Source organism: Butyrivibrio sp. NC2007 (genome assembly GCF_000421405.1).
Taxonomy (GTDB): Bacteria; Bacillota; Clostridia; order Lachnospirales; family Lachnospiraceae; genus Butyrivibrio.
The window spans coordinates 113825-130267 of record NZ_ATWY01000010.1; the positions used below are offsets into that span (position 1 = coordinate 113825).

At 40.8% G+C, this 16443-nt stretch carries 20 protein-coding genes and 1 pseudogene; all 21 read right to left on the reverse strand.

Annotation, left to right across the window (positions count from 1 at the left end; translation table 11 throughout):
• Positions 1-99: 99 nt before the first annotated feature.
• The 21 genes and pseudogenes from G632_RS0109550 to G632_RS0109650 all read right to left on the reverse strand — a co-directional run bounded on the left by G632_RS0109550 (position 100) and on the right by G632_RS0109650 (position 16363).
• A complete protein-coding gene (locus tag G632_RS0109550; RefSeq protein ID WP_022768849.1) occupies positions 100-2679 on the reverse strand; it encodes an ABC transporter permease in 2580 nt (859 codons plus the stop codon).
• Entirely contained in the window at positions 2676-3371 is a 696-nt protein-coding gene (locus G632_RS0109555; RefSeq protein WP_022768851.1) for an ABC transporter ATP-binding protein, read from the reverse strand. The genes G632_RS0109550 and G632_RS0109555 overlap by 4 nt, the downstream gene beginning before the upstream one ends.
• 123 nt (positions 3372-3494) lie before the next feature.
• Positions 3495-4493, reverse strand: coding sequence for a sensor histidine kinase (locus G632_RS0109560; RefSeq protein WP_026512517.1), 999 nt, complete (start codon positions 4491-4493; stop codon positions 3495-3497).
• 30 nt (positions 4494-4523) lie between these two features.
• On the reverse strand, positions 4524-5234 hold the full coding sequence (locus tag G632_RS0109565; RefSeq protein WP_022768853.1) for a response regulator transcription factor: 711 nt from the start codon (positions 5232-5234) through the stop codon (positions 4524-4526).
• A gap of 33 nt (positions 5235-5267) precedes the next feature.
• Positions 5268-5918 carry a DUF6796 family protein gene (locus G632_RS0109570; protein ID WP_022768855.1) on the reverse strand — a complete coding sequence of 217 codons (651 nt, stop codon included), beginning with the start codon at positions 5916-5918 and terminating at the stop codon, positions 5268-5270.
• Between the two features lie 16 nt (positions 5919-5934).
• Positions 5935-7347 carry an MATE family efflux transporter gene (locus tag G632_RS0109575; protein ID WP_022768856.1) on the reverse strand — a complete coding sequence of 471 codons (1413 nt, stop codon included), beginning with the start codon at positions 7345-7347 and terminating at the stop codon, positions 5935-5937.
• Between the two features lie 86 nt (positions 7348-7433).
• A complete protein-coding gene (locus G632_RS19490; RefSeq protein ID WP_051154921.1) occupies positions 7434-8027 on the reverse strand; it encodes a DUF6179 domain-containing protein in 594 nt (197 codons plus the stop codon).
• Complete coding sequence (locus G632_RS19495) at positions 8017-8502, reverse strand: DUF6323 family protein (RefSeq protein ID WP_022768858.1); 486 nt, start codon at positions 8500-8502, stop codon at positions 8017-8019. The genes G632_RS19490 and G632_RS19495 overlap by 11 nt, the downstream gene beginning before the upstream one ends.
• A 15-nt stretch (positions 8503-8517) precedes the next feature.
• Complete coding sequence (locus G632_RS19500) at positions 8518-9639, reverse strand: alpha/beta hydrolase (RefSeq protein ID WP_022768859.1); 1122 nt, start codon at positions 9637-9639, stop codon at positions 8518-8520.
• Between the two features lie 20 nt (positions 9640-9659).
• Positions 9660-10349: an aspartate/glutamate racemase family protein gene (locus G632_RS0109595; protein WP_022768861.1), complete on the reverse strand. Its 690-nt coding sequence runs from the start codon at positions 10347-10349 to the stop codon at positions 9660-9662.
• Positions 10346-10522 (reverse strand): hypothetical protein, encoded by a 177-nt coding sequence (locus tag G632_RS21980; RefSeq protein WP_022768862.1) that lies wholly within the window; start codon positions 10520-10522, stop codon positions 10346-10348. Before G632_RS21980 ends, G632_RS0109595 begins: the two co-directional genes overlap by 4 nt.
• A gap of 120 nt (positions 10523-10642) precedes the next feature.
• The gene (locus G632_RS21745) at positions 10643-11062 is read right to left on the reverse strand and encodes a GNAT family N-acetyltransferase (RefSeq protein WP_081647121.1); all 420 of its coding nucleotides are present in this window, start codon (positions 11060-11062) and stop codon (positions 10643-10645) included.
• Complete coding sequence (locus G632_RS0109610) at positions 11059-11778, reverse strand: CPBP family intramembrane glutamic endopeptidase (protein ID WP_022768865.1); 720 nt, start codon at positions 11776-11778, stop codon at positions 11059-11061. The genes G632_RS21745 and G632_RS0109610 overlap by 4 nt, the downstream gene beginning before the upstream one ends.
• A gap of 348 nt (positions 11779-12126) precedes the next feature.
• Entirely contained in the window at positions 12127-12591 is a 465-nt protein-coding gene (locus tag G632_RS0109615; RefSeq protein WP_196802283.1) for a hypothetical protein, read from the reverse strand.
• Between the two features lie 22 nt (positions 12592-12613).
• A complete protein-coding gene (locus tag G632_RS21175; protein WP_022768868.1) occupies positions 12614-13135 on the reverse strand; it encodes a GNAT family N-acetyltransferase in 522 nt (173 codons plus the stop codon).
• A gap of 30 nt (positions 13136-13165) precedes the next feature.
• The gene (locus G632_RS19515; protein WP_022768869.1) at positions 13166-13624 is read right to left on the reverse strand and encodes a GNAT family N-acetyltransferase; all 459 of its coding nucleotides are present in this window, start codon (positions 13622-13624) and stop codon (positions 13166-13168) included.
• Between the two features lie 16 nt (positions 13625-13640).
• Entirely contained in the window at positions 13641-14264 is a 624-nt protein-coding gene (locus G632_RS0109630) for a GNAT family N-acetyltransferase (protein ID WP_022768871.1), read from the reverse strand.
• A gap of 22 nt (positions 14265-14286) precedes the next feature.
• Positions 14287-14790 (reverse strand): annotated as a pseudogene (locus G632_RS0109635) (EFR1 family ferrodoxin); the annotation flags it as partial.
• Positions 14791-14867: 77 nt separating this feature from the next.
• Entirely contained in the window at positions 14868-15284 is a 417-nt protein-coding gene (locus G632_RS0109640; RefSeq protein ID WP_022768873.1) for a YjdF family protein, read from the reverse strand.
• 130 nt (positions 15285-15414) lie between these two features.
• Positions 15415-15885 (reverse strand): GNAT family N-acetyltransferase, encoded by a 471-nt coding sequence (locus tag G632_RS0109645; protein ID WP_022768875.1) that lies wholly within the window; start codon positions 15883-15885, stop codon positions 15415-15417.
• Position 15886: 1 nt separating this feature from the next.
• Positions 15887-16363 carry a GNAT family N-acetyltransferase gene (locus tag G632_RS0109650; RefSeq protein ID WP_022768876.1) on the reverse strand — a complete coding sequence of 159 codons (477 nt, stop codon included), beginning with the start codon at positions 16361-16363 and terminating at the stop codon, positions 15887-15889.
• Between the last annotated feature and the right edge of the window lie 80 nt (positions 16364-16443).

Genomic DNA, 16443 nt, shown 5'->3' on the forward strand with positions numbered 1-16443 from the left:
TTTTTACCCTCCATTCCATAATACTCTATCATTAAATAAAAAACAGACCCAATCATGCACTGATTTGGGTCCGTTTTACACTTATTTTTTATTCTGTTGTTAAACCGCGTCTTCCTTAAGAGCTTCTATGATGTTATCGTCCTTTATCTTGTTTATGCTAAGCGCCATACTGATGCCCAGAATTCCAAATACCGCGATCATTGTTATACCGTACATGAGCCAGTCAGGATTGAAGGTGAACAGATTTGAATCAAAGGTCATGTACATGATGTAGCTGAGCAAAAGAGATATTGAAAGTCCCCAGATAAGGGCTTTAATGCCGTAAAGAAGCGTTTCAAGCCTTATCATCTTCTTAAATCCTGCATTATCAAGGCCCACAGATTTGTACATGGCGAACTCTTTTCTCCTAAGGAGCACTCCGGTTGAGATCGTGTTAACTATATTCGCAATAGCTATCAGGGTAAGAAGAATAGTGAACCCATACATAGCTGTCTTTAGCATAAGCGTGATGGTATCCATAGCCTTTAATACACCGGTAAGGTCTGCACAATAATAGCTGTGATATCCGCCAGCTTCCAAAAGAGAATATATTCTTTCGTGAACCTCGCCGGGATTAGACGTTTCAACTCCCAGATCCATTGTAAGCATATCTTCGGAGAGTACTTCTTTCGCCTTTTCATAATACATTGAGGCAGGCACATAGACTGCGATACTGGTCTTAGGTGTCATATCAAAGATCTTGTTATTTTCATCATATTTTACCAGTGCTGCAATCTCTATAGCCGGTGGATTTCCCTGCACCTTATCATAGTGAAGAACCTGCCCCACTATCTCATCATTAAAGATCTCACTGGGCTTCTTTTCACGGAAATAGTCATTGAGAAGAACGCCTTTTAAGGTATCGCCATAGTATGTATCCTTATCAAGCCCATTATCTGCAAGGATCCTGTCAAAATCGTTATCATCAGCTATGACCACATCCATCCCGTATAATTTCAGATCTGAAAATCCATGCATAAGGAACTTTGGATCAGCTATATCTGTGTTTGCCAGCTCTTCCTGTGACTCAGGGGCTTTTCTGAATAGAAACTCTATCATGCTGGCGCTGTAAACATCATCAACGCCCTCAAGCTCTTCTATTTCACTTCTAAGTCTGTCGCATTCTGAAAGCGAGCAGGATGCTACAATCTGATACGGAATATCAACTTCATACTGATTAGCTCTTGCAACGGCATTACAGAAAAAGTTGATTGTAAGGAACAGAATCACTGAAACCGCAATGGTAGCGATAATAACTTTTCCTTTTACACCATTTCTTTTTATGTTCTTGTAAGCAAGCTCTCCTTCATATCCAAATATCTTGCGGACAAGAGGATTAACACGAAGGCTCTTTGCTTTTACTTTTATCACATTGCTCTGCCTGAGAGCATCAATAGGCATAACTTTGGCTGCCCTGATGGCCGGAACAAAGGTCGAAATAAGTATTGTAACTGCTGCGAAAAACACAATGACTGCAATTACAGAAGGCTCACATACAACTGGTATGCTCCCCCTCATCCCCTCTGCACCAACAAGAATATCTGCTTCAAGGATCTTGCTTCCTAAAAACGCCAGCGTGATCTTAGTTCCGACGTAACCAAACAGCAGTCCCAAAGGGATTCCGATGATTCCCAGAATAATCCCTTCAAAATAAATCGAGGATTTCTTTTGCCTTGCTGTAGCTCCGACACTGGCAAGCATTCCCAGATAACGCATTCTCTCTGTAAGAGACATTCCTATAGAATTAAATATCAGGATGACCGATGTAGCAATTACGATTGCAAGTGCAACAGCCATCATTACGAAAAATGATCTGTATGAGCCTCCGCTTCCCTCAAAAGCAAAGCAGCTAAGGAGATACTCTGTATTAAAATCGTACTTTTCGATCCCATAGTCTGCGACGATGCTCTTAAGCTGCTTAAGTGCTGTGCGATCACAGTTTTTCAGCGATATGATTACCTGGGATTTTTCGGTATCAGGAAAATAACCTTCATCCAGGCCCCTTAGAATATCCCAGCTTTGGGTAGGCTTGTTGCCGTGAAGAATTGCTGTCACAGTGCAGGTCTCGGTTGACTGCGCCTTGAACTGTTCATCTGACCTGTAATTTCCTCCAATATATACTAATTGGCCATCCTCATCGTAAATATATCTGTATCCCTGTTCAAAGGTAAGGATATCCCCGATTTTAAGATTTTCCAGGCCGTTATCAATAAGGAACTGCTCTTCAACTGCTATCTCGGATGCATCCTTTGGAAGAACCCCATCATAGTCTGATACCACCCTCATTGACATATAATCAGAATCCACATGCTCGATATTTCCAATGCTAAAGCGCTCTTCTTTGCCACAATTAAGCCTCACACCGGTTATCTGTTCCTGTATATCACACAGGCCAACACTGTCAATCCTGTCATCATCTGACAGTGACAGATACTGCTCATACGTGATCTCACTAAACTGAGCCTGTGCATTTCCATCAGACTGTATGGATAAATAGCCAAAAAACTTAAAGAAAGAAAACACGCCCAAAATAATTGCGCTTATAAGTGCCGTTGATGCTACAATTCCAAGTATTGTTACAATTGATCTTTTCTTGTTTCCAAGAAGGTGTCTAAGTGTCAGGGTTGATACAATGTTCATGATGCCATCACCCCTTCTTTCTTGGAATCCCTTGTTATCCGGCCATCCTCAATGGTGATAACTCTGTCTGCAGAAAGCGCGATCTTTTCATCATGTGTGATGATAATGACCGTCTGGTTGTTTTCCTTATTGAACTTTCGAAGCAGAGATATGATTTCCTTACTGTTCTCAGAATCCAGGTTTCCTGTAGGCTCGTCCGCAAGAAGCAGAGCCGGATGGTTCATAAGCGCCCTTCCTATTGATACTCTCTGCTGCTGACCGCCGGAGAGCTGATTGGGAAGATGCGATAATCTATCTTTTAATCCAAGCTTTTCGACAAGGTCATTAAGGAGCTTTTTATCAGGCTTTTTCCCATCCAGCAAGATAGGAAGTGTCATATTTTCTTCCACGTTCAGGATTGGAATAAGGTTGTAAAACTGATATATAAGTCCTATGTTTCTTCTGCGAAAGATCGCAAGCTTTGTTTCATCGAGTTTTCCGATGTCGGTTCCTGCTATATTGCAGCTTCCCGATGTAGGAACATCTACTCCGCCCAGGATATGGAGCAGTGTTGACTTTCCCGAGCCGGAAGGACCAACTATTGCAACAAACTCTCCCTGCTCTATATCGAAAGAGACATCTTTCAGAGCATCAACTCTTGTCTCTCCTGTTCCATAAACTTTGCAAAGGTTTCTGATTTCCAAAATGTTCATTTTCGTTTTGTCTCCCTTCTTAAACATATTTTCATCGTCTAAGAAAAGTTTAGTTTTATAGGCTTACAATCCCGTGACTTTTTAATTACATTTTTGTAATATTGCAGTTTTTTGAAACTTGTCTTAAATGATCGTCTTATAGAAACGAACAGAGAATCTGGTCCCCACACCTTCAGTGCTCTCCACAATTATGTCACCATGCTGGCTTGTAATGATTGTCTTTGAAAGAGCAAGCCCTATACCCACGCTGTCCTTCCCGGCATTTTTGCCCTTATAGAACCTTTCAAAAATGTGCGGAAGGTCTTCTTCTGCTATTCCGCAGCCGGTATCTTCAATTGTGATCTCCTTGTAGATGTTGGTGTCGGATGTACTTATTGACAGCTCATCGCCACTCTCCATATGCTCTATGCAGTTTTTCACAATATTTTGAAGTGCTTCTATAGTCCAGTTCTTGTCACAGCTAAAAGAAATATCAGAAATATGCCTTGTGCGTTTTATATTTTTCAGTTCCATCTGAATTTCAAAAGGTTTTATAACTTCCTTAATCAGCTGCTCTGCCTGTATATCTTCAGGCTTCATGGTTATGGTACCTGCATCAATCTTGGATAATTTCAGAAGCGTCTGGATCAGCCAGCTCATTCTGTCCAACTGATTTGACTGTGTCTTAAGAAACTCCATTTGCTTCCCTTCATCATCCTCTGTCTTTAAAAGATCATTCATGACGATCATGGATGTCAAAGGTGTTTTAAGCTGATGGCTTATATCTGCTATAGCATTTGACAGAGCCAACTTGTCTTTTGACAAAAGATCTTTTTGATAATTAAGAGTAGATGTTGCCTTGTATATATTTGTCTTAAGGAGTGATAGCTCACCCTCTTCCTGATCAAGAATACCGGGAGCCTCATCTCCTGCAAGAACTCTTACCAGATAAGAGTTCAGACGGTCGATGGCAGCATATCTTCGCCTTATTATTATTACAAAGCCTGTTGTAATGATTATTCCCAGTATCAATATCAGAAAAAATGCAGCCATGCCACAAATAGCATATCCACATACAGAAAGAGCAGCTGTAAATACAGCTGCCGTAATAAACATAAACTTGAATTCCTTATTTCTAAACATTCTGCAATTCCCCAATCATGCAAACTTTAGTTACTTTTCAAGTATATACCCAAGTCCCCTGACCGTTTTAATGATCTGAGGTTTAGCCGGGTCTTTTTCTATCTTATCCCTAAGTCTTTTGATGTAGACAGTAAGAGTATTATCATTGACAAAATCTCCGCTTACATCCCACATCTCTTCAAGAAGCTGGTTCCTAGACATAACAACGCCCCTGTTATTGTAAAATGCAAGAAGCAATCTATACTCCAATGCAGTAAGCTCAACCATTTCCTCTTTTCCGGTCACCTCATCAAATAAGCCAACTTTGGCTTCGCTTGTATGAATGCGGACATTTTTTATTTCAAGTATCCCACTTCTCTCCGCTCCGGAATCAGCCAAACCTTTGCCACTTCTCCGAAGAACAGTCTTTATCCTGGCCATAAGCTCATTGATCCTGAAGGGCTTGCACACATAATCATCTGCACCCATCTCAAGGCCCATGACCACGTTTACTTCTGCATCGCTTGCTGTCAGAAAGATTACCGGAACATCCTCTTTTTCTTTGATGAATTTGCAGACATCATAGCCATTTCCATCCGGAAGATTGATATCCAGGATGCATATATCATATGTATTTGTGCTAAAGGCGTCTTGCGCTTCTGCCTTGGTCTTCATATGGACAACATCATAGCCCTCTTTTTCCAGAGAGTACTTAAGCCCCATTCCAATTGCGTCATCATCTTCAAGTAAAAACAGCTTCATTTCATGTGCTCCTTGTTCATCTATATATAAAGATTATACGCAGAGTAGTGCTAATAATCCATATGAAGCAAGTCCCAGACTTGCTGCGCAACAGCTTGGTGCATCAATAAAGATATCCAGTTTAGTCGCCCTGAACAAAAAACCAACGAGCTGGAAAACTACCGGATTTAATATCACGCACCATATTGGAGCATGGATAAAGCCCATAATAATAAGCACTATGACAGCGATCGCCGGAATGATGATCAACATTGAATATAGCGCAAAAAACGGTACATAAATCTGCTTAAAGGTTGACTGGATCACATCTTCAGCAAGCTTTCCATCAGCTTTTGCTATGATCTTTCTGTATATTGTTGGCTGCTGGCAGAGGAATGTATGAATCATAAATCCACCCATTGCCCCGATCAGGAATATGACTGTGAGAACTGTTGCAATTACCGGATGCTCCTTATGGAGTGTCATCATCACCGCAATGAATCCACAGGAGTACATCGGTACTGCAAACATCGCCAAAATAGCCGACCATACAAACCTCCACTGTGCCATGTTTTCCCATTCACTGTCGATTATTCCCATTTTCCCGAGTTTCTTATTCTGTGGTCCTTTTAAATCCAGCAAAAGATCTGCTACAGCACAGATAAGACCGCCAATAATTCCAATTACTGCCAATATAGTATTCATTTTCTCCTCCAATACTTTATGAAGCCTTCTGTACGAGTGGCTCTGACTGATGCTCCACTGCAAGATTATTAAGCCAGCGCTCTTTCTTTAGCCAAAAATGGAATATAAGAGTCCTGACAATATCCAGAAGCTTTACGCAAAGGTACATCTGTACCGGGCCGATATCGGTATATCTTGCAAGCAGAAAAAGCATAGGGAGCATGACTACTATTGTTATTCCAGCATCTGCATATGCGCCCATCTTGGTATCGCCGCCAGATCTTGCAATAGCCTGCTGTGCGTTTACAAGTACCCATACAGGCATAAAAAACGCCATAAGTATTACCATGCTCCTTGAAATTGCAATAGCACTTGGACTTAGCTTTCCAAACACAACAGGAATGATAAGTGTTGTAGCAAATCCGACAAAAGTCATGGCAACCCCAAATACGATAGCTCCTGATAACAGCCATGTTTTTTCTCTGCGGGCTTTTTCAAGATTTCCCTCACCAAGGGTTTTTCCAATTATTACAGTAGTTGCAGAGTAGATTCCGCCAAATGCTACAAAAAACAGATTAGCTATGGCAAAACTCGATGCCATACCTGAAACCACATCTGCTCCTCCTCTTCCGTTATAGATAGCTGTCGTTAATGTTTCAGAAAGGACCCAGGTCATCTCACAAAACAGCATCATAGCGCCTTTTCTTATTATTTCCTTAAACAGCTTTCCATCTACCATGAAATCTCTGTTAAAGCGAATTGCAAAATCAGGTCTGCTTTTAAAATAAATACATACAAATATTACAAACTCCAGTGTTCTGGCTATAACAGTTGCATAAGCAGCTCCTCGTACCCCAAGTGCACGGAATCCAAAATTTCCATAGATAAGAAGGTAGTTGAATACCGTATTTGTGAGTGTAGCAATAACTGTTACTATAAGAGGTGTTTTAACTTTTCCCATATCCCTAAGTGAACTGGCAATGCTCATAGAAATGCACATTGGAATTCCTACAACAGACATAATTCGTATGTATGGAACTGCCTCATCAAGAATAAGAGGCGCCTGTGTGTTTCCAATAACCATAAGTGACAGGATTTCTCTTGGATATACAAGGCACACCATAAGGTATGGAATGAGCGCCACAAATCCTGCAAGCAGTTTAAACATAAACGCCTGCTGCATTCCGCCATGGTCTTTTGCACCGAAAAACTGCGTAAGGAATATTCCTCCGGTCATGGTGATCGTGTTAATTAAAACCATAAACACAAAAAGCACCTGACCTGCAATATTTACACCAGACATTGATATATCACCAAGTCCTGAAACCATAAAATTATCTATAAGTGATACCATGCTTTGTATGAGCTGCTGAAGCATTATAGGTACTGCTATCGCCAGCACATTTTTATAAAATTTTCCATCTCCAAAAAACTCATTCGTTTTTTCCATCACATTAATTCTCCCTAACTCTAGTCTGTTTGCTCACCATCCCACAATCCTTACATTATCACCAAATAAAAAACAGACCCTTTAATTCACTCAATTGGGTCTGTTTTACACTTAAAAACTATTTCTGACAAATTAAAAAACTGATCCTTATAATCTGCTGTATAGGATCTTAATATCTCCTCAACATATCCGGGTGGAAACTTTGCGAGAAAGCGCTGCTCAGCTTCAATCTTATCAATATATTCTTCAATTGCATCAATCCCAGTCTTACCTTCAACAGGGATCGGTGTAGGATAATCCATCGTAATGATCGTCTCTTGTGGAGAAAACCTTGGAGAATAAAGTTTAAAAAATCCCGGAATAGCTTTTAAAACAGTGTCATTCAGATTGCGATTGCCATATGAGGAAAATGAAGATATGAGTACCTTATACTTTTCCTTGGCACGTTCTACCTTATCCACAACCTCCTGAAATCCTGCTTCATACAGGCTTCTTGCATACGCCTGCTGGCAGGTTACCAGACCATTAGCATTCATAGACTCAGCTTCATGAATGCAATATAAAACCGCTTCCATCAGATGCTGCGCTGCCTCATAGGTAACGGAAGTACTCTCGCCTCTGGTATATAGATCAGTTAATTCCGCAACTATTGGAATAAGCTCTTCCGGATCATAATTCATCAAAATCGTCTCCTAAGTTTAGTTTTTCACGCTTATATCTGTCAGCCCAGTTCTCTCCGGCCCTGACGCTTCTTGCGAAGCCTTCCAGTGCTGTTCCTTCAAGATATTCAAAATCACCACCGGACTCGTTTTCATAGGCGTTTTTCATAATACCAAGCAGTTCATCATCTGAAACCATGTCCATGGATTCATTCTTATACAGGAAAAAAATTTCCTGCAAACGCGCAAGAGTTTGCGCATAATCCTCCTGGTTGATAAAAGAAGAATCCGAGAACGTTCGAATAAGTTTTGGACTTATGCTATCGCCAAACTCCACGCGCCTTTCTTCCCTCAAAGTGTCTCTTTTTGCTTCCACTAGGGCTGTAGCTTCTTCCTCTGACAGGACAAGTCCATTCTCTTTGCTCTCTTCGTTTGTTTTCATTATCTGGCTGACCTGATACCGGTCAGATATTTTTTGTAAATAGTTATCCTGCAATTGTTTCTCCTTCAATTACATTCCATATACAACCTGCATCCAGCCTGCAGTAATCCTTCCTGTCTGAATGACAGCTTCATGGTCATAGAATTCTAAAAACTCACCAAACATCTCATTATTAAGCTTATTGCTCCACCTAGTCCTGTCAAGATTCTTATGTATATAGTCTGCCTTGTCAGAAATGAACCTATCCCGGTTTTCATTGACAGCATAATCATAGTCAAGAGTTTCAAGCCACTTATCAAATCCGACATTAAACTCATCAATATAAGTCATGTCGTCAAATACATAGCTGTGACCCTTGTCTTTTAGTCTCATAAAAGAAAACCTGGCATCATCCTTGTATTTATCATAGTAAATGTCGTACCCATAGGATATTCCTACAACATTGTCATCCTCACTGTGAACTATCATGACTCTGGCGTCACTGGCTTTAAATCCCTTCATGGCTGTTGCACTTGCATACTTTCCGAATTTAATTCGCTCATGAATCCTTATACAGGGCATCATAAGAGCTGTTAATGGTCCAGCCTGCTCTTTAGCCCCAACCTCAAAAACATCAGATGACTTGTTGCATCCGGATACAGAGATCACGGCTGCAACTTCAGGATGATACTCAAGAACACTGCATGCGCTATATGCTCCCCAACTATGTCCAAATAGCATGATGGGAACATCGGGGAAATCATCATTATTCTCAACAAAGCTGATTGCTTTATCAAGATCTATCACACCCTGTGGGATTCCGCCAATAGCGCTGCCTTCACTCTCATCATTACCTGTGACGTCATATGCAAAGGCGTAGTATCCGTTCTGGGCAAAAAAGTTCGCAGATTCCATATAGAAATTGTGACCTGCCCCAAATCCGTGGGCAATGACAACTATCCCCTTAGGTGTTTTATCTGTGCTATATAAATATCCGGAAAGCATCTGTCCCTTGTCTGATTCAAGCTCATAATGAGTTGCATTTAGTCCTTCAAAATCTGAGACCTTAAGGGCTGTGGGCTCATATGTATCTAATCTTTTACCGAATACATTGTTGTAACAGTACACCGAAAAGCCATAGTCAAAACCGATAAATAACACCAGCGCGACCATCACTAGTGTAACAAATTTCCTGACCTTAGATTTATTCATACTGCTTCTCCTTTATAGCATCAGCCAAGTGCCTCATTTGCAGCTGCTGTTGCATGAATAATTGTCGTATCATAGGTAGGAATTACACTGTCTTCTTCCTTTATGAGCATGCCAATCTCAGTGCAACCAAGTATCACGCCCTCGGCACCTTTTTCTTTCATATCTTGAATAATACGTTGATATTCTTTTCTGGATTGATCCAGCACCTTTCCAAGACAGAGCTCATTAAAAATAACATCATTCACCAGCTCCATATCTTTTGGCTCAGGTAGTACTACTTCCAGACCGGCACTGACAAGCCTGTCTATGATAAAGTCCTGGGTCATCGTAAACCTGGTTCCAAGAAGGCCGACTTTCTTTATACCATCGCGCTTTATCGCATCAGCAGTAGCATCAGCTATATGAAGAATCGGTATGCTTATTTCTTTTTCGATATCCGGAACAAGCTTATGCATAGTATTTGTTGCTATTACTATTAAATCAGCCCCGGCTCTTTCAAGTCTTACTGCAGCATCTGCCAGAATAACAGCATTCCCTTGCCAGTAGCCATTTTTCATATTTTCTTCAAGCTCTGCAAAATCAACACTATACATTAGTATCTTGGCGCTGTGGAAACCTCCAAGATGTCTTATCACCTCTTTGTTTATGAGCTCGTAGTACGTAACAGTACTCTCCCAACTCATACCGCCAATAATTCCTATGGTTTTCATCTTATTCCCCCTATGTCTTTTCTTATTTCAGTTCTAAAATCGTCCTGCCACCCTTTGTATCCTGCCAGTTCGCCTCCAAAGCTGTCATCTTTATCGTACATGCTTTTCCGGGTACTACCAAAAAAGCGTTTTATCCAGGATAAGTGGCTGGGGATTTCCACTTTGTTCATCATGGCTTTCCCTCCCTCAACTATATCAAAGTTATTTTGTCTTTTTACGATTATCAATTTAACACCAAACAAAAAACAGCCCCGAGGTTACACTCATTTGGAGCTGTTTTTCACTGATTTATATCATTTCTTAAACCAAAATGAATAATGATACTTCTTTCTAAAGCCGAGCCTCTCATAGAATTCCATATCGGAAATGACGTAAGCTCTTTTTGCTCCAAGCTTTTTTGCTCTGCTCAGTGCTTCAAAGATAACAGCCTTAGCAACGCCTTTTCCTCTATATGAGGGGATAGTGCATACAGGCTCAACATAAACATAGTCAGTCTCTGTCATATACCATAGCAGACAACATGCCACCATTTCTCCATTTTCATTCACAGCAGCAACACCCAAATTCTTGTTAAAATGCTTCCTGACTCTTGGAACGATTTCTTCTTCCCGCTCAAATTCTGCTTTGTCATAGCCATGGTCAAATCCCTGCCAGAAGAGCCACTGAAGGTCATAAGCATCTTTTACGGGATCCGGGGAAAAATTTAATATCAGTTCTCATTCTTTTTTACATCCTCTTTGATCTTTCCAAGGTAAATGCAATAGACAATTGCTACAACAATTGTAACCCCAACATAGATCTGATCCACAAGTGCGTTGTCAGCCCCAAACATAGAAAAGGCATCTATCATTGAGTGGGCTATTATGCATGGGAAAAGGCTCCCACTCTTGTAAAAAACTAATGTAAGGATAAATCCCCAGCTGATAGCAAAAATCATCTGAATTATAGTTTCAAAGCTTGTCTGTCCTGTAAAAAGGTTAATAATGTGCCCCATACCAAAAGTAAGTGAAGAAACAATTATAGCTACTGCTGTCCTTTCCTTTGACAACATTGCTGAAAAAAGAAAGCCCCTAAACAGCATCTCTTCCACAAAGCCAACCAGGATCATAAAAAGCACTGCAATAACAAGCTCAATTCCGTGATAAGACAGTGCAAAACCATCCCAAAGATTTCCGGTTGCTAATATCCACATAGGGATAAAGTATAAGAACCTTTTTGTATCCTCAGGCCACGAGGCTATTCCACATTCTTTTTCAAGATGATTTCTCTTTACAAAAAAAATGATTCCATTCGCAAAAGCAGTTATGCCGAGCAGCATTGCTATGCTCTGATATCCGAAATTTCCTTTTAAGTACGACATAACAACGCAGTACAAAACAATGCACAAAACCGCAAATAATATCCTGTTCTTTTCATACAGCTTTCTCATTTATGCTGTCTCCTTTAAGCTCTTATAAATAACGTACGAGAAAACCCCTTCCGATGAAGTCGGTTGTGGGATGAATCGCCTTTACACAAACATATGTTTGTGTTAGAATGAAAACATATCGGAACATTGAAAACTGTATATAGAGGGTTGCGCCACGAATCTAACAAATCAAGAACCTGTGGCACGTAAAATATACAAGGTGTTTGTTCCCGGCGCCACAAGCGCATCTAACAACATTTGCAAGTATGCCGAAGGGTTTTCCCGACGGAGTAGTGGCACTGTGAACGTGCCTTACTATACTGCTTTGGTATTGTAGAAACCATTTCCGATGTTGTCGGTGATGGTAGTTCATACGGCGATTCTATCTTGAAGCAACCTGCACAAAGCCGCCGCATTTCCATTCACTCCATCAAATCTGTAATCCACAGCTTCAGAATCAAACAATCCATGTTTCCTCTCAAGCATCTGCTCAACAGGTGCCGGCAAGTTTCCATGCATTCTCTCCTTAAAACGTTCCTTTATAGTATCAATATCAGCTGTAACCAGCACCTTTACTGCTCCATCAGGCAGAAAACCAATGTGTTCCTGATCAGCTATAATATAAATAATATTTTCCTTGTTGATGGCACTCCTAAGCTTTTCCTTAAAAAGAGCTGTTGCTTCACTCTCGCTCTTGGCCATTCTGAGATAGTCTTTACCTGTTATCACCTCAGCTCCGATTGTTCTCTGTATTTCATTTGCAAGTGTGGATTTTCCACTGCAGTTTTCACCTATAATTCCTATGACCATTGTCCTCTCCTTCTGTTCGTTCATCACTTCTGCCAAAGCATTTTCTTCAATTTAAGACACATATAATACATTCCATCTGAAGATCATATGGCTCATCTTCCACATAAGATGAAATTGGGTCAGAACTGAGACGGAAACCCATAGCGGAATAGAAGTTTATCGTTTCCTCAGAAGAACAACAGGATGCATACAAAGCATACGCTCCTCTCTTTAGGGCTTCCTGTTTGGCAGCTTCAAGCAGGAATCTGCCAATTCCACGACGGCGGTAATCTGTGGACACGTGAAAGCTATCTATGATGAGTCGCCCTTTATTTAGCTGGGGGATCAGCATAATCTCGCCAACCACACAGTTTTCCTCAAACGCACAGTATGTCACATATTTCCCACTGAGAATATCCTCTGCTTTTTGCAGGCGGCGTGTAGCATCCCAATCCTCGGTGAAAGGGTTGTAAACCAATATCATTTTCCCATCATGCAGACGATACACATTCTTCACTTCCTGATATCGCTGAAAGTCTTTCAGTGAATCGCGTGTGAAGTTATGTTTGTCAGCAAGCTTAATTTCCATATAATATTATTCCTTCCATTATGCCTATTTTCACTTACTACCTTCGTTGTAGACAATGAATCTTGGTCCCTCTTCTCCAATCTTTCCGTTGGATTTAAATCCACATTTCTTCAGGACTTTCTGAGACGCAACATTGTCAGGATCTGTCTCAGCCTCTACAGCAACAATTCCATGGTGGTCAAATGCCCATTGTAATGCCAGCTTAACAGCCTCTGTCGCATAGCCATTTCCCTGAAACTCTTCTAAAATTCCATATCCGATTTCAGGGTTGTCTTCCTCAAGTCCTTTGAAGCACAAATCTCCGATGTGCGTCCCATCTGTCTTTTCTATCATCCACATAGCATACCAGTCCCACTGGTCTGGATGCGCAAGGCACCCATCAAGCATTTCACCATATGCCTTCTTAAGTTCATCATCCTTTTCTGTCAGGATGCTGCTCTCCATCTGCTCTCTGCTGGCAGGATAAACCCTTATTCTATCTGTTTCCATCTTAATTCTCCTGTCATCAATCAAAAATCTGTCCGGGAAGCTTTAATTTTTCCTTTGGTGGGAATGCCTTGTCAAACTCTTCAACATCTGAGTCTTCAACATAGTATCCCTTAGGCGTCTGATACACCCCTGTGATACCATCAAGATATCCCTGAATCAGCTCTCTGCACAGGAAAAATGATGCATCTTCACCCTCCGGAAGATCATGGTATCTGATTCCAAACTTGCTTGCATAGTCAAATCCGCAGTGACTGTAGAATCCGATATTTCCTTCAAAAAGAACTGCTCCAAATCCCATCTCTGTAGCCTTTTCCAGGGAATAATCCAAGATAGCCTTACCATAGCCTTTTCTCTTTAATTCCGGTGTAATTCCTATAGGTCCCATGGTAAGCACATCTATAGTTCTTCCATCATCTGCCTCAATAACAGTTTTCATGAACATGTTCTGCCCGATCAGCTTCCCATCCTGTTCCATAACAAAGTCAAGTTCAGGGATAAATGCAGGGTCATCTCTAAGTACATGAATTACATAGTGCTCACTGCACCCGGGACGATACACGTTCCAAAATGATTCTCTTACTAAATTTTCAACTTCTCTATAATCTTTCTTTTCTTCTAATCTGATTATGTAATTACTCATTGTTTTCTCCTCTATTTCATCGTTAAGAAATCAAAAGCTCACCAATTTCTATATGTGGATTCCTATATCTGGCTGAACTCTTCTCTCTATTATGGTGGATAGCATTCTTAGGGCAGTTCTGGATGCAGGATCCGCAGCTTATACAATTCTTTGAAAAGAACGGACGACCATTTTCAATATGTATATTAACCATCGGACAAAGTCTTGAACATGTGCCACATCCCGTACACGCATCGTTCACGGTAACTTCTTCTGTAATACCAATTCCCATAGGAAACTCATACTTTTTCTTGTGACTGCTTGTAATAAGTTTGCTTAAAAGCGAATTCCTTTTAACGTACTTTTTCTTTTCAACTATATCGCCCACTATCTGGTCAATTGCGTCCTGCTGCTTTTTGCTATCGCCTTCCTGTTTTTTCATGTCAGCAAAAGTAATGCAGTTCTCGCCCATTAAAACTGAATTAATATAGTCGAACTTTCTTCCATTTGCCAGAGTAATCTTGTTTACCTCGTTGCAAACAGATCCGGCAAAACATCCGTATCATCGTGTTTTCCCGCCTTGGCTTAATTGTACTTCATTTCGCAATTTTAATTAATTTTCGGTCAATGCCCTTTATGTTTTTCTCTTCTCTTTTCCTGTTTTAGTTCAAACAAACGTTGATTCTCAGCTTCCTTTTGTTCGCGGCTTTTGCATTTCCGTTCCAGTTTATTCTGCTCCTGTTGTAATTTGAGAGCCTGCTGCGATTTAGTACCTATGCCAGTCTCCAGTATCTGCTTTTTCGCATCGCGCTGTGCCCTCTTGGGATTTTTCTTAGTTTCCTTTACAGTCGTTTCAATCTCCGGACTAAAATGCAGATGATAATAGTTCCGATTAATAAACTCCAGCACCTCTATGTCCTTTGGTTCAGCACCAAATGTCACTTTAGCTGCTGATAGTTTTTTATCGATAACCCTCTCGAATATGCCCACCCAGAATGGGTCTTCAAAATACACGATCAGCCTGCCACTTACTCTATCCATTGTTAATCATCTCTCGTATCAGAGCCTTCAATTTAGCCTCTGTACATTTATATGTAGTAGTGATCATACTTTATCATAGCAAAAGAAAACAGACCCAAATCACACTGATTTAGGTCTGTTTTTCACTGATTTAATTGATTTTCAGGTCTTTTGCCATCATGTATTCTGTGATTCCGGGACGGTACAGGTTTGGAATTTCTCCAACTTGCTGATAGCCGTTTCTTTCATAGAACCGCTTTGCTTCCGGATTATAATCCGCGACAACAAGGAAAAACTTGTCTGCCATTTCATACGCAATATTTTCAGAAAAATCCAGCAGAGCCTTGCCGATTCCCTTGTTCCTGTATTCTTCCTTCACGGCGATGATGTGCAGGTATGGAAAACTGTGAAACGCTCCTTTGGGAATGATATATGTAAAGCCAACGCATTCTTCACCGATGAACGCCACATACAAATTTTCTTGGCGAATCCCTTCAAGTATCGCGTCTTCCGCGCTTCCCGGTGATGAAAAGTATTTTTCGCCGAGCATTGACCGGCAAAGTGCGTCCCTGCAATCCTTCAGATGCTGTTCGCTTGCTTTTGTAACTGTTATCTCGTGCATTCTAATCCTCCCCACTTGTCCAGGTCAGTTCTCCTCTATGTTTTGAATAGAATACAAACTCCTTATCGCGCTTTATTTCTTTATAGCCAAGCTTAGTATAAAAACTATTTGTCCTGACATTCCAAATAGGAGTATCCAGTGTATACTCTCTTACTTCTGGAAACATATTCTCCACTTTTCGCATAATAAAAAGCCCATACCCTTTTCGAAAATGCTCCGGTGCAACGAATATCCTGCCAACATTCAAAACATCATTTTCCAAAAAAAGGATTGCTCCGCCAACAATGAGTCCATCATCTGTCAATTTATACAAATGCCCCTGCCGTGCCATTTTCGTATGAAATTGTAATGACATATATCCGGGAGGTCCTCCCGGTGATTCCGCACCGATCAGTACATCACTGTCAAATGCGCGCTTCGATATTCCATTCAATGAAAGCGCATCAGCAGTACTTGCCTTTAATAACTGTAAACTCATATTGACTCCTTAACTGACCAACATTCTGACTTTGAAGGTCTTTTCTTCAGCTATATATCTTATCTCGCTATCTGTTTTAT

What these genes read in the sequence shown, in the direction of transcription:
- G632_RS0109560 (WP_026512517.1), bottom strand. Translation starts at nt 4,493, where the DNA reads ATGTTTAGAAATAAGGAATTCAAGTTTATGTTTATTACGGCAGCTGTA.
- G632_RS0109575 (WP_022768856.1), bottom strand. Translation starts at nt 7,347, where the DNA reads ATGGAAAAAACGAATGAGTTTTTTGGAGATGGAAAATTTTATAAAAAT.
- G632_RS0109565 (WP_022768853.1), bottom strand. Translation starts at nt 5,234, where the DNA reads ATGAAGCTGTTTTTACTTGAAGATGATGACGCAATTGGAATGGGGCTT.
- G632_RS0109595 (WP_022768861.1), bottom strand. Translation starts at nt 10,349, where the DNA reads ATGAAAACCATAGGAATTATTGGCGGTATGAGTTGGGAGAGTACTGTT.
- G632_RS21175 (WP_022768868.1), bottom strand. Translation starts at nt 13,135, where the DNA reads ATGGAAATTAAGCTTGCTGACAAACATAACTTCACACGCGATTCACTG.
- G632_RS0109640 (WP_022768873.1), bottom strand. Translation starts at nt 15,284, where the DNA reads ATGGATAGAGTAAGTGGCAGGCTGATCGTGTATTTTGAAGACCCATTC.
- G632_RS0109645 (WP_022768875.1), bottom strand. Translation starts at nt 15,885, where the DNA reads ATGCACGAGATAACAGTTACAAAAGCAAGCGAACAGCATCTGAAGGAT.
- G632_RS0109550 (WP_022768849.1), bottom strand. Translation starts at nt 2,679, where the DNA reads ATGAACATTGTATCAACCCTGACACTTAGACACCTTCTTGGAAACAAG.
- G632_RS0109610 (WP_022768865.1), bottom strand. Translation starts at nt 11,778, where the DNA reads ATGAGAAAGCTGTATGAAAAGAACAGGATATTATTTGCGGTTTTGTGC.
- G632_RS0109630 (WP_022768871.1), bottom strand. Translation starts at nt 14,264, where the DNA reads ATGAGTAATTACATAATCAGATTAGAAGAAAAGAAAGATTATAGAGAA.
- G632_RS21980 (WP_022768862.1), bottom strand. Translation starts at nt 10,522, where the DNA reads ATGATGAACAAAGTGGAAATCCCCAGCCACTTATCCTGGATAAAACGC.
- G632_RS0109570 (WP_022768855.1), bottom strand. Translation starts at nt 5,918, where the DNA reads ATGAATACTATATTGGCAGTAATTGGAATTATTGGCGGTCTTATCTGT.
- G632_RS0109650 (WP_022768876.1), bottom strand. Translation starts at nt 16,363, where the DNA reads ATGAGTTTACAGTTATTAAAGGCAAGTACTGCTGATGCGCTTTCATTG.
- G632_RS0109615 (WP_196802283.1), bottom strand. Translation starts at nt 12,591, where the DNA reads ATGAACGAACAGAAGGAGAGGACAATGGTCATAGGAATTATAGGTGAA.
- G632_RS0109555 (WP_022768851.1), bottom strand. Translation starts at nt 3,371, where the DNA reads ATGAACATTTTGGAAATCAGAAACCTTTGCAAAGTTTATGGAACAGGA.
- G632_RS19500 (WP_022768859.1), bottom strand. Translation starts at nt 9,639, where the DNA reads ATGAATAAATCTAAGGTCAGGAAATTTGTTACACTAGTGATGGTCGCG.
- G632_RS19515 (WP_022768869.1), bottom strand. Translation starts at nt 13,624, where the DNA reads ATGGAAACAGATAGAATAAGGGTTTATCCTGCCAGCAGAGAGCAGATG.
- G632_RS19490 (WP_051154921.1), bottom strand. Translation starts at nt 8,027, where the DNA reads ATGAATTATGATCCGGAAGAGCTTATTCCAATAGTTGCGGAATTAACT.